Origin of the sequence: Vibrio sp. 1F255 (genome assembly GCF_041439145.1) — a bacterium.
GTDB classification, from domain to species: Bacteria; Pseudomonadota; Gammaproteobacteria; order Enterobacterales; family Vibrionaceae; genus Vibrio; species Vibrio crassostreae_C.
This window is the reverse complement of record NZ_JBGONQ010000004.1, coordinates 128,361-141,032: the sequence shown is the minus strand read 5'-3', so window position 1 is coordinate 141,032 and position 12,672 is coordinate 128,361. Positions and strand designations below refer to the sequence as shown.

At 44.3% G+C, this 12,672-nt stretch carries 11 protein-coding genes and 1 pseudogene; 4 read left to right on the top strand and 8 right to left on the bottom strand.

From position 1 onward, the window contains the following. Positions 1 to 87: 87 nt before the first annotated feature. The 4 genes and pseudogenes from clpX to ACED41_RS04570 form a co-directional block, all read right to left on the bottom strand. Positions 88 to 1,368: an ATP-dependent protease ATP-binding subunit ClpX gene (gene clpX / locus ACED41_RS04585; RefSeq protein WP_009847283.1), complete on the bottom strand. Its 1,281-nt coding sequence runs from the start codon at positions 1,366 to 1,368 to the stop codon at positions 88 to 90. 81 nt (positions 1,369 to 1,449) lie between these two features. Then, entirely contained in the window at positions 1,450 to 2,076 is a 627-nt protein-coding gene (gene clpP / locus ACED41_RS04580) for an ATP-dependent Clp endopeptidase proteolytic subunit ClpP (RefSeq protein WP_004736080.1), read from the bottom strand. Positions 2,077 to 2,181: 105 nt separating this feature from the next. Beyond that, positions 2,182 to 3,480, bottom strand: coding sequence for a trigger factor (gene tig / locus ACED41_RS04575; RefSeq protein ID WP_017060621.1), 1,299 nt, complete (start codon positions 3,478 to 3,480; stop codon positions 2,182 to 2,184). Between the two features lie 294 nt (positions 3,481 to 3,774). Continuing rightward, positions 3,775 to 3,957: pseudogene (locus ACED41_RS04570) on the bottom strand (hypothetical protein); the annotation flags it as partial. A gap of 163 nt (positions 3,958 to 4,120) precedes the next feature. Here ACED41_RS04570 and ACED41_RS04565 point away from each other — a divergent pair. The 3 genes from ACED41_RS04565 to ACED41_RS04555 all read left to right on the top strand — a co-directional run bounded on the left by ACED41_RS04565 (position 4,121) and on the right by ACED41_RS04555 (position 7,572). Further along, a complete protein-coding gene (locus ACED41_RS04565) occupies positions 4,121 to 5,941 on the top strand; it encodes an ATP-binding protein (protein WP_017060622.1) in 1,821 nt (606 codons plus the stop codon). Positions 5,942 to 5,970: 29 nt separating this feature from the next. Continuing rightward, positions 5,971 to 7,320 carry a sigma-54 dependent transcriptional regulator gene (locus ACED41_RS04560; protein WP_102393527.1) on the top strand — a complete coding sequence of 450 codons (1,350 nt, stop codon included), beginning with the start codon at positions 5,971 to 5,973 and terminating at the stop codon, positions 7,318 to 7,320. Positions 7,321 to 7,398: 78 nt separating this feature from the next. Next, positions 7,399 to 7,572: a hypothetical protein gene (locus ACED41_RS04555; RefSeq protein WP_017060624.1), complete on the top strand. Its 174-nt coding sequence runs from the start codon at positions 7,399 to 7,401 to the stop codon at positions 7,570 to 7,572. Positions 7,573 to 7,626: 54 nt separating this feature from the next. Here the strand turns inward: ACED41_RS04555 and ACED41_RS04550 are convergent, their stop codons facing one another. The 3 genes from ACED41_RS04550 to ACED41_RS04540 all read right to left on the bottom strand — a co-directional run bounded on the left by ACED41_RS04550 (position 7,627) and on the right by ACED41_RS04540 (position 10,806). Next, the gene (locus ACED41_RS04550) at positions 7,627 to 8,988 is read right to left on the bottom strand and encodes a TRAP transporter large permease (RefSeq protein ID WP_017060625.1); all 1,362 of its coding nucleotides are present in this window, start codon (positions 8,986 to 8,988) and stop codon (positions 7,627 to 7,629) included. 2 nt (positions 8,989 to 8,990) lie between these two features. Then, positions 8,991 to 9,746 carry a TRAP transporter small permease gene (locus ACED41_RS04545; RefSeq protein WP_371724548.1) on the bottom strand — a complete coding sequence of 252 codons (756 nt, stop codon included), beginning with the start codon at positions 9,744 to 9,746 and terminating at the stop codon, positions 8,991 to 8,993. Between the two features lie 64 nt (positions 9,747 to 9,810). Then, positions 9,811 to 10,806 (bottom strand): TRAP transporter substrate-binding protein, encoded by a 996-nt coding sequence (locus ACED41_RS04540; RefSeq protein WP_016788636.1) that lies wholly within the window; start codon positions 10,804 to 10,806, stop codon positions 9,811 to 9,813. A gap of 346 nt (positions 10,807 to 11,152) precedes the next feature. On the opposite strand from ACED41_RS04540, the gene ACED41_RS04535 reads away from it, so the two are divergent. Further along, complete coding sequence (locus tag ACED41_RS04535) at positions 11,153 to 11,560, top strand: thioesterase family protein (protein WP_004736070.1); 408 nt, start codon at positions 11,153 to 11,155, stop codon at positions 11,558 to 11,560. Positions 11,561 to 11,635: 75 nt separating this feature from the next. Here the strand turns inward: ACED41_RS04535 and ACED41_RS04530 are convergent, their stop codons facing one another. Beyond that, a complete protein-coding gene (locus tag ACED41_RS04530; RefSeq protein ID WP_371724570.1) occupies positions 11,636 to 12,448 on the bottom strand; it encodes a 4'-phosphopantetheinyl transferase superfamily protein in 813 nt (270 codons plus the stop codon). Between the last annotated feature and the right edge of the window lie 224 nt (positions 12,449 to 12,672).

The window sequence follows — 12,672 nt, the reverse complement described above, 5'->3', positions numbered from 1 at the left end:
TAAACGACTGGATTCAATGGAAGAATAAAAAAAAGGAGGTAATTGCTTACCTCCTTTTTCAATTTGAGTGACTTGTCTAAAAAAGACCTACTCTGCAACAGCTGCTTGGTTATCTGAGTTGCTGTAAATTAATAGTGGTTCTGACTCACCATTAATTACCGACTCATCAATCACAACCTTGCTTACATCAGTTGAAGATGGCAGTTCGTACATAGTTTCTAGTAGAACACCCTCCAAGATAGAACGTAGACCACGAGCACCTGTTTTACGGTTCATTGCTTTCTTAGCAATGGCACGTAAAGCATCTTCACGGAATTCTAACTCTGTATCCTCAAGCTCAAATAATGCTGCGTACTGTTTTGTAAGTGCATTCTTTGGCTCACATAGGATTTGGATTAGCGCTTCTTCATCAAGCTCTGTCAGTGTTGTTGTCACAGGTAGACGACCAATGAATTCTGGAATCAGACCATATTTCACTAGATCTTCAGGTTCTACTTGAGTGAACAATTCACCGATAGTTTTGGTTTCATCTTTTGAACGCACTTCTGCGCCAAAGCCGATACCTGAACCTGTTTCTACACGCTGTTCAATCACTTTATCTAGGCCTGCAAACGCACCACCACAGATAAATAAGATCTTAGACGTGTCCACTTGCAAGAACTCTTGCTGTGGATGCTTACGACCACCTTGAGGTGGAACTGAAGCTACTGTACCTTCAACAAGTTTTAGTAGAGCTTGCTGTACACCTTCACCAGACACGTCTCGCGTGATTGATGGGTTTTCAGCTTTACGAGAAATCTTGTCGATTTCATCGATGTAAACAATGCCGCGTTCCGCTTTCGCTACGTCGTAATCACATTTCTGAAGCAACTTCTGGATGATGTTTTCAACATCTTCGCCCACGTAACCCGCTTCGGTTAGTGTTGTTGCGTCTGCCATTGTGAAAGGAACGTCTAGGAAACGAGCCAATGTTTCAGCCAGTAGTGTTTTACCACTACCAGTAGGACCGATAAGAAGAATGTTACTCTTACCTAGCTCTACGCCTTCAGCTGTCGTATCACCATTACGTAAACGCTTGTAGTGGTTATAAACTGCAACTGCTAGCACTTTCTTCGCGTATTCTTGACCGATTACATAGTCGTCAAGATGCTCACGAATCTCACGCGGCGTTGGCAGCGATTCCGATTCTTTCTTAGGAAGAACATCTTTAATTTCTTCACGAATAATGTCGTTACAAAGATCGACACATTCATCACAAATGTAAACAGAAGGACCTGCGATTAACTTGCGAACTTCGTGTTGGCTTTTGCCACAGAAAGAGCAGTAAAGCAGTTTACCGCTACCACCCTCTTTGCTTTTATCTGTCATTCGCTAACCTCTTAGCCTTAACTCTCTATGCTTGAGTGTATATCAATTTGAATCACTTTGCGTCAAACAATTGCCCTGCAATTATTGACCGCGGTGATTAAGAACTGAATCCACCAAGCCGTATTCTACTGCTTGATCAGCAGACATGAAGTTATCACGATCTGTATCGCGCTCAACAACTTCTAGAGGCTGACCAGTGTGCTCTGCCAATAGTTTGTTTAGCTTTTGTTTGATCGTTAGGATCTCTTGCGCGTGAATTTGAATATCAGACGCTTGGCCTTGGAAGCCGCCAAGTGGCTGGTGAATCATTACACGTGAGTTTGGAAGCACGTGACGCTTACCAGGAGTACCACCCGCTAGTAAGAATGCACCCATAGAGCAAGCTTGACCCATACATACTGTGCTCACGTTTGGCTTGATGAACTGCATTGTGTCGTAGATAGACATGCCTGCTGTTACGCTACCGCCAGGTGAGTTGATGTAAAGATAGATATCTTTGTCTGGGTTTTCTGATTCCAAGAAAAGCAGTTGAGCCACGACAAGATTTGCCATGTGGTCTTCCACTTGACCTGTTAAGAAAATGATACGTTCTTTTAATAGACGAGAATAAATATCGTAAGAACGTTCACCACGGGAAGTCTGTTCAACCACCATAGGAACTAGTGCGTCCATAATCGATGGCATTGTATTTTTTTCTTGGTAGCTCATATTCTTATGTCCCTAAAATAAATGGCCCGAATGATTAAATCATACGGACCATTGTTAGCAGAATTGTTGACCGTACGTCAACCTTCTACGTCAGATATTACTATATTAAGCAGGTTGCTGATTCATTAGCTCGTTGAAGCTAACTTCTTTATCAGAAACTTGAGCTTTAGCGATGATTGCATCAATAGCTTGCTCTTCTAGAGCAACATTGCGCATGTTGTTCATCATTTGCTCGTTTTGCTCGTAGTAAGCAATAACTTCTGTTGGATCTTCGTATGCTGTAGCCATCTCTTCGATGATAGCTTTAACTTTCTCGTCGTCAGCTTTTAGTTCTTCAGTCTTGATTACTTCACCAAGAAGAAGACCTACAACTACGCGACGTTTAGCTTGCTCTTCGAACAGCTCACGTGGAAGTTGGTCAGCAGCTTCAGTGTTGCCACCGAAACGTTGAGCAGCTTGTTGACGTAGAACACCGATTTCTTGATCGATAAGAGCAGAAGGTACGTCGATGTTGTTTTCGTTAACTAGACCGTCGATAGCTTGCTCTTTGATGCGGTTCTTAACAGCTTGCTTAAGCTCACGCTCCATGTTCTTACGAACTTCAGCTTTAAGACCTTCAACGCCGTCAGTTGCGCCGAACTTAGCAACGAATTCTTCGTTTAGTTCTGGAAGTTCACGAGCTTCAACTTTGTTTACTTTGATTGCAAACTTAGCTGCTTTACCTTTTAGGTTTTCAGCGTGGTAATCTTCTGGGAAGTTTACGTCGATTTCGAATTCCATACCTGCTGTTTTACCAACGATACCGTCTTCGAAGCCAGGGATCATGCGACCAGCGCCCATCTCTAGTGGGAAGTTCTCAGCTTTGCCGCCTTCAAACTCTTCACCGTCGATAGAACCAACGAAGTCGATAGTTGCACGAGAACCAGCGTCAGCAGCAGCTTCAACTTCAGTCCAAGTTGCTTGTTGCTTACGTAGAGTTTCGATCATCTCTTCAACGTCAGCTTCTTTAACTTCTACTGCTGGTTTCTCAACAGTGATGTTTTCTAGACCTTTCAGCTCAACTTCTGGGTAAACTTCAAAAGTTGCGTTGAATACTAGGTCAGCGCCTTCGTTGTTTTCAACTGGTGCGAAAGTAGGTGCGCCAGCTGGGTTGATTTTCTCTTTAACGATCGCTTCGATGAAGTGACGTTGCATTACTTCGCCCATCACGTCTTGACGTACTGCTTTGCCGTACATTTTAGCAACCATCTTCATTGGCACTTTGCCTTTACGGAAACCATCGAAACGACGGTTTTTCGCGATGTTGCGTAGTTCAGCTGTAACTGCATCTTCGATGTTAGCAGCAGGAACAGTAATATTAAGACGGCGCTCTAGGCCTTCTAGCGTTTCAACAGTAACTTGCATTATATAAACCTCAAAACTGGCTCAGTAATCTGAGCATATGAGCCGTAACTTAGCTTTAATTCAAAAGCCGACGTTGTTGGCTGCATCCTTGTGTAGTGCTCTATCCGAACACCTAATTTAAAATCGAGCATTGATGTCTGAATTGATTATTCAACCAAACACCAGACTAATCAGCGATATCTTCGTTCTTCATACGTCGATTAAAACGCAATAAAGCTTGTTTTCAGAAACAAGAAAGGTATCTCCGATTAGCCTCAGGACAGAAATTTTAGACGCGACATTCTAGCGATCTGTTTAATCTCTGTCGAGCCGTTCACCTCTGCATGATGATGAATGCTCTAAATTCGTCCAACTAAGTGATACAAAAACGATCAAATCATCACTTAGCACAACAGAAATGGGGACAATAGCGACTTTTTCAAGGGAATCGAGGGCTTTTTTTGCTAAAAACCTTAAAAAGAGATCTTGCTCTTGTTTTACCCCTCAGAGTCGATAACTTTTTCAACAATCCCCGTTACAAACCCTTAACCTACATCCATCTGTTCACTCTCTGCTTTCAGCAAAAACTACCGCTATTTGCTACCATAAACGAGAGAAGACAGGCTTGATTGTTTACCAAAGAAATCAGCGGAGAGCCTTCATGTTTCAAGCTTTTAAAATCCCAATACTGTTAATGGTCACATACAGTTTACTGATGGTGTTTGGCGGTCATTGGGTGTGGAGCACGAGCCATGAAAGTTTGTTAAATGATCATCAATCTAAGCTGGACCGCTTTTCTGTTCATATTTCAAGCCAATTGGATAAGTTCGCGCACATTCCCGAGCTGCTTTCAAAAGACAAAGAGCTGGTCGATGCCCTGCACTCTCCAAGTAACTCTGCGCAAATCGAACTCACTAATCGTTATCTAGAGCACGTAAACTCGGTGATTCAAGCATCCGACACCTACCTACTAGACAGTATCGGCACCACCATTGCAGCCAGTAACTGGAATCAACCGCGTTCTTTTATTCGTCGTAACTTTGCTTTCCGCCCCTACTTTCAAGAAGCGATTATTGGCAATGAAAATCAATATTTTGCGCTAGGTTCAACCTCTGGAAAGCGAGGCTATTATTATTCTTACCCCGTCTCCTATGCCGCCGAGATTATTGGCGTCATTGTCGTAAAGATGGATTTATCGCTGATTGAAGCAAGTTGGAAAGGCAAACAGAGTTTTTTTGTTGCTGACGATAAAGATCAAATTGTATTTATGTCGAGTAACCCTGAGTGGCTGTTCAAAAGCCTTCAGCCGCTAAGCGAAGTACAACACACTCGAATTCAAGAAAGCAGGCAGTATCTCGATACAAAAATAGAAAGCCTGCACTTCTCCGGCGATTTAGACAGTGCCACCAGTCGTATTGAGTCGCCACACAAACTCGTCCAAGAGCAGTTCTTTAGTTCTTCGCGTTTCCTAGCCGAACCAAGACTCACCATACGGGTATTTTCTCCAACCCACTTAGTTTGGTGGGACTTGGTTGCTTACCTTGTGGTTTTGAGCCTAATCTTTGCGATTATTTATCTAACAATGCAGCTCAACCACCATAGACAACAAAGACGAGCACAGATAGACAGGCTGCAATCCGAAGCCAAGCAAAAACTCGAATTTCAAGTGCTTGAACGTACATCGGAGTTACATGTTGAGATCAAACACCGTATCGAAACCGAGCATGTTCTGAGGCAAACCCAAGACGAGCTCATCCAAGCCGCCAAACTAGCAGTGCTAGGGCAGATGTCAGCGAGCATCAGTCACGAACTGAATAACCCGCTTGCCGCGATTCGCAGTTATGCCGACAACGGCCGATTGTTTCTTGCCAAAGAAAAAACCGATCGTGTCGATGACAATCTATCGCGAATCTCGGCACTCACTGATCGTATGGCGAAAATCAGCCACCAGCTTCGCTCGTTCGCCAAAAAATCTACTGCGGAAGAGCTACACACCTTACAAATACTCCCAGTTTTACATTCATCGAAAGAGCTGATGAAGCCACAACTCAAGAGCGAGCGAGTTAAGGTCAACGAACTCCCTGAGACCTTTGATGCTTGCGTGCTCGCCAACGCCATTCAACTGGAACAGGTGATCATTAACCTGCTGACCAACGCGATTCAGGCGGTGGAACAACAAGATGACAAACAATTAGCTATTCTGTTAGAGATTAGAGAGTCCGACCATCAACAAGCCAATACCTTGCTAATTCATGTCGATGATAACGGCCCCGGCTTCACCTCCCCTTCTAGCGGAAACTTTTTTGAACCCTTCCATACCACCAAGAAAAACGGACTTGGACTTGGGCTATCGATTTCTCAACAAATAATCAACGGAATAAATGGCAAGCTCGTTACCGGTAGTAGCCCTCAAGGCGGTGCTCGAATCAGCATAGAGTTGCCCCTTGTTGGACATGAACAGCAAACAAAAACTCAGCAATAACCAGAATACAAAGAAGTAAAGGAATCACTATGTGTCACGTCTATTTCATTGATGATGAATCCGATCTAAGAATGGCGATTGAACAGAGCTTCGAGCTCGCCGACATTGATGCCGAATTCTTTCCCGATGCGGAGTCTGCTCTGCTCGCGATTCAAGAAAACGGCTTACCTCACGTGATCATCACTGATATCTGTCTACCAGGTCTATCCGGGCATGATCTGCTCAACACCGTGATGCACAAAGACAAAGAGATCCCCGTGATCATGATTACTGGTCACGGCGATATTTCAATGGCCGTTCAAGCCATCCAATACGGCGCCTATGACTTCATTGAAAAACCTTTCGCTAATGAACGCCTAATCGAAACCACTAAGCGAGCGATAGAAAAACGTCAGCTCACACTAGAGAACCTTGAGTTAAAACGTTCACTCAAAGCCAGCCAAGCGCTCGGCCCTAGAATCATTGGTGATACGCAATCCATGACTGAGCTGCGCTCCATCATCACCCATATTGCCGACACCAATGCCGATATATTATTGTTTGGCGAGACAGGTACAGGTAAAGAGTTAGTAGCACGTTCTCTGCATGAACAAAGCAGCCGTCGAGAGCAAAACTTTGTCGCGGTCAACTGTGGTGCTGTTCCTGAAAACCTGATTGAGAGTGAACTGTATGGCCATGAAAAAGGGGCATTCACGGGCGCAGAAAGCAAGCGAGTGGGTAAATTCGAGTTTGCTCAAGGCGGAACTCTATTCTTAGATGAAGTTGAATCCATGCCGATGCAGGCACAAATTCGCCTATTACGCGTCTTACAAGAACGCGTTATTGAGCGAGTTGGTTCAAACGGTTTAGTGCCACTAGATATTCGAGTGATAGCAGCAACCAAAGTCGACCTAAAGAAAGCCGCTGAAGAAGGCTCTTTCCGCCAAGATCTCTATTATCGACTCAATGTTGTGACCTTAGATTTACCGCCGTTAAGAAGCCGACAAGAAGATATCCCAGCACTCTTCCACCACTTCTTACTGGTCGCTGCGGCGCGTTATGGCAAGACTGCCCCTGCCCTTCCACAAAAGGAGCTGCACGCACTTTTGGCTCATGATTGGCCGGGAAATGTTCGAGAATTACGTAATACTGCAGAGCGTTTTGTACTTTTAGGTAAGCTTTCTCACTTATCAGACAGCGCCACTGAAACTACTCAAGAACTGTCTTTGGCAGAATTGGTATCTGACTTTGAAAAAAACACGTTGAAGCAGGCACTTATTGAATGCAATGGCAGTATAAAAGAGACCATGGAGAGGCTGCAATTACCGAGGAAAACCCTCTACGATAAGATGCAAAAGCACCAGCTAACGAAAGAATCTTATAAGGTAGAACCAAACTAAATTAGATTTGGGAGCAAGATCACCTATACTTATTTCGACAACAGGATGTTATGCAATAAATATAATAAGGAAGTGGTTATGGGTGAGAAAACAAAAGTGCCATCGATTACCGATACTTTCGAGATAGATGGTATTTTTTATGCTGACAATCATGTCGATCTACACACGCCAGAATTAGAGGCAAAACGCGCTTTGTATGAGCAGATAAAGCCTCATTCAAATCGTGGCAGAAATATAGATGAGGAGGTCTAGCGACCTCCTCATTTTTTATGGATTAAATTCCATGTCAGTGAATGACTCAAATAGCTACTTGGTTATGATTTCCGGTCCCATCAATGTGGTCGGTAACCATGTAGATACCCACGGCACGTAAGTGACGATAATCAGGAACAGGAACATCACGCCTACCCAAGGCAGTGCCGCTTTCACCACGTTCATCATCGACATCTTGGCGACCCCGGCGGTCACAAACAAATTGAGCCCGACAGGCGGCGTTATCATCCCTATCTCCATGTTCACTACCATCATGATACCTAGGTGGATTGGGTCGATACCGAGTGCAATCGCGATTGGGAAAACCAGCGGAGCAACAATGATCAGCAAGCCTGATGGCTCCATGAACTGCCCACCAATCAAGAGTAAAACGTTCACTACAATCAAGAAGGTGATCGGCCCTAAGCCTGCAGATAGCATAGACTCAGTGATCATTTGAGGAATGCGTTCTTCGGTCAGTACATGCTTAAGAATCAGAGCATTGGCAATGATAAACAGCAGCATGATCGTCAGCTTGCCTGCATCGTAAAGTGTGTCTTTGGTGTCTTTATGGAAAAACGTTTGGAACACCTTAACCAAAGCAGGCTTTGTATTGTTCTTGTCAGCGAAAGGCCCCATATCTTTATAGATAAAGTTGGCAATGAAGAAGGCATACACCGCAGCCACTGCCGCCGCTTCTGTCGGAGTAAAGATGCCGCCGTAGATACCACCTAGAATGATGACAATCAGCAGCAAGCCCCAGCTCGCATCTTTCGCAGCTGCGAACATCTCGCCCCAGCCCACAAATGGCTGTGCCGGAATCTTCTTAATACGTGCTGCGATGTAGATAGCAATCATCAACATCACACCCGCCAGCAAACCAGGAATAACGCCACCTAAGAACATACGACCTACCGATACATCGGTCGCCGCCGCGTATACCACCATCACGATGGACGGTGGAATCAAGATCCCCAACGTACCTGCGTTACAGATAACCCCTGCCGCGAACTCTTTTGAGTAGCCGTTTTTGATCATACCTGCGATAACGATACTACCGATCGCCACTACCGTTGCAGGAGATGAACCAGAAAGGGCTGCGAACATCATACATGCCACAACCGACGCCATCGCCAAGCCGCCGCGGAACCAACCCACCATCGCGATAGCAAAACGGATAATACGTTTCGCCACACCACCTGTAGACATAAAGCTAGAGGCCAAGATAAAGAAAGGAATCGCTAAGAGTGTGTAGTGGCCTGCAAATGCATTAAACAGCGTTTGTGCGACTGAAGCTAATGACGCATCTGAGTGCATCAATAAGAATATTACGCTCGATAAACCGAGGGAAATTGCAATTGGTACACCGACCAACATGAAAGCAATTACCATTAAAAATAGAAATAACATTGCCATGATTAGTCTTCCTCACCGTTAGATTTTGTACTCGACTCATTCGCTTTGTTCTGCGGAGTCGAATTCAATACCGCTGTTGCATCTTCGTCAGGGCCCGCTAGCACGTCTGCTTTCAACGCATCCAGCTCTTCTTCGGCTTCGTGTCCTGCAATCATGCGGTCAAGCTTGCCTGTGACGACTTGGTAAGCAACTTGAGCAAAACGGAACGTTAGCATTGCCATACCAATCGGCAGCGCCATATAAGGAATAAAACGTGGCAGTTTCTCGTATCGCTCGCCTTCATTCAGCCAGTCAGCAAGAAACTGAAGCATCTCTGGCATTGGAATATCGTCGGTCTCGTACCATGCGCGATCGGTCGCGAATGGGTACCAATAATTCCAAGAACCGATAAGAAGTAAGATTGAAAATGCTAGGCAGCTTGTCACGGCGATGAGCGCATACACTTTGCGTAGCTTTTCTGGGGCAAGGTTGATGATCACATCAACACCAATGTGGAAGTGTTTTTTAACGCCATAAGATGCGCCCACTAACACCATCCAAGCAAACATGAACACGGTCAGTTCCAGTGCCCATAAGATGTTGTCATTGAATGCGTATCGAAATACCACGTTGGCAAAAGTAAGTAGCGTCATTGCGCCAAGGAAAAATGCGATTAGTGACTCTTCAATCACATCCGTAACTCTTCCGACTTTGGAAAAAAGAGAGGTTTCCAGTGCTGATTCGCTAGAATTTGGTTGTTCCATTTGAGGCTTTTCCATAATTGACTCCGCTTATAATTGTTTTAATAAGGAGTGACGAATACTCGCCACTCCCTTAGCGGTGTTATTGGTTTGAAGCTAACGCTGCATCGATAAGGTCTGAACCGATGTCTTTTTCAAACTTCTTCCATACTGGTTGAAGTGCAGCTACCCATGCTTCACGCTGTTCAGGCGTAAGTGTACGAACCTCACCACCCGCTTCGATGATGTTGTTTTTGTTCGCTAGGTTAACTTTTGAAGATTCTGCGTTACGCGTCTCAGACACTTCTTGAACGATAGTGCCAAGCTGTGTGCGTACATCTTCAGGTAGGTCTTTCCAGAAGTCGTTTGACGTTACAACTAGGTAATCCAAGATACCGTGATTAGTTTCGGTCACGCCGTCTTGTACTTCAAAGAACTTCTTACCGTAGATGTTTGACCATGTGTTCTCTTGACCATCGATAACTTTAGTTTGCAAGCCACCGTACACTTCTTTGAAAGACATCTTCTGTGGGTTAGCGCCTAGTTGTTCAAACTGAGCCACCAATACATCCGATGCTTGAACACGGAATTTCAAACCTTTTGCATCTTCAGGGCTGATAAGAGGTTTGTTCGCCGACATCTGTTTCATGCCATTGTGCCAAAACGCAAGACCTTGCAGGCCACGACGCTTCATCGCGTTCTTCAGCTTTTCACCAGATTCTGAGTTTTGGAAACGGTCAACGGCTTCTACGTCTTCAAATAGGAAAGGAAGGTCAAAAATGCGGTATTTCTTAGTGAACTTCTCAAATTTTGACAGCGATGGCGCCGCCATTTGAACATCACCATTTAACAGGGCTTCCAGTACCTTATTATCATCGTAAAGTGTTGAGTTAGGGAAAACTTGCATACAAGCTTTTCCATTCATTTCTGTGTTTACTCGCTCTTCCAGTAAAGAAGCGGCGATGCCTTTCGGGTGCTTATCGGTATTGGTTACATGACTGAATTTAATCACGATTTCACCAGGGTCACAGTTTGCAGCAGCATTAAAACTTGTAAGCGCCAGAGCAGATACAGACAGCAGGGTAAGAGGCTTAAACATTATTATTCTCCTTAGTAAACAAAGCAGCCCTTCAATGGGAACTGCGTGCTTTCACTAAGGCAATTAGCGCGCCATATTGACACAATTCATTAACAAGCCTTTAACCGCAAGGCTTCATCAGATCTGCCTGCAGTTGTCGCTAACTCGCTACAAAAATTAATGGGTGGAAAATGACACATAGAATATTTGTAAATGGGTGGGAGTTGACCAAAGCATCAGTGATAAATGAGGTCTGACCAAAAGCCCCTTTCACGATGATGCCTTGAAGTAATTTCAACCTATCCTGTAGAGTGCTGCACAACTTAGTCAGATTTACTGATCCACTACTTACCAAGAGTTGCTACCCATGAGTCAGATCTACCATCACCCAGTACAGATTTACTACGAAGATACCGATCACTCAGGTGTGGTTTATCACCCTAACTTTCTTAAATACTTTGAGCGTGCGCGCGAGCATGTGTTGGGCAGCGATAAACTGGCAGAGTTGTGGAATGAACATGGACTGGGGTTTGCGGTGTATAAAGCCAATATGACCTTTCAAGACGGCGTTGAGTTCGCAGAGATCTGCGATATCCGAACCTCTTTTGAGCTCGATGGCAAATACAAAACCTTATGGCGACAAGAGGTATGGCGTAAAGATGCAACCAAACCTGCCGTGATTGGTGATATCGAGATGGTTTGCCTAGATAAAGACAAACAACTTCAGCCTGTACCCGCAGAAGTATTAAAAGCGATGCTTGGCGAAACGAGTTAGCCAATATTACGAATGGCTGAGAGCGAGCCGTGTTCAAGATTAGAAGCTAAAGGTTCTAGTGTAACGAACGTAAACTCAGCCAAGTAGCTTCGATTTGGGGAAGCACTTAATCTCTAATTGCATAGGAAGCGTTGCACCACCAAGCGTCACGGCAAATCGAAACTGGTTATCCAGCCTTCCTAAACTGCATTGCCAATCTGTTGAAGTATTGTCATTTTCAGCAGCATCCAACCCTACACCGTTATGGACAATGATTCCTCCATGTAACTCTGGTCGTAAACCCGACGAATGAACTGGCAGCGTTTGTTGAGTTAGATTGGAAAAATCGAACGAAAAACTTTTCAATGATGTGGCCAACCCCTTACCTGTCGCTTTGATGTACGACTCTTTCAGTGCCCACAAATCAAAAAAACGTTCTCTTTGAGATACCTCATCCAGCTCGAGTAAATCGTTAATCTCAAATTCCGAAAAGTAATGCTTCATGATCGCCGCGATGTTGGTCGAGCTTCTTGCATGTTCTATATCCACCCCAAGCTGCAGTGGTTGCCCTTTCGTTCGGCAGACAGCAATCAGTAAATGATCTTGACTGTGGCTAATATTGAAATTCAGTCCGGTTTTGTGTTGCTGCTCTGCAATCAAGCTTGGTTTGCCTTTTTCACCATACTCAAATCGCCACTCTTCAGCCGTCAAATCAGAGTAGATCGACAGAACCTCTCGTAAGTAGTTACGAACATAGAACGCTTGGATCTGAGATGAAGGCATTCGATAACGCTCAACCTTAGCGACTTCATCGTCGGTCAGTTTCTGTTTAAGGCACGACACATGATCAGTACCTTCATCCAAATTGCTTAGAGAACAAAGCCACAAATCAACGACTGGTGTTTCCATCTTTTGAGTACTCACTTCTTAAAAATCACTATTCATAAAGCCATCAATAAAACATCAAAACGAACAAATTTAACTCACCTATGTTTTGAGAGAAACATAGAGAATTTGGGCAGGAAACACCCTTCATATGCGGACTTAAAACTAATTTTTCAAATAATAACAAATTAAAACACAGATCACACTTAGCCTTACGGAACAGTCATCTATTAAATGTTACTTACAAA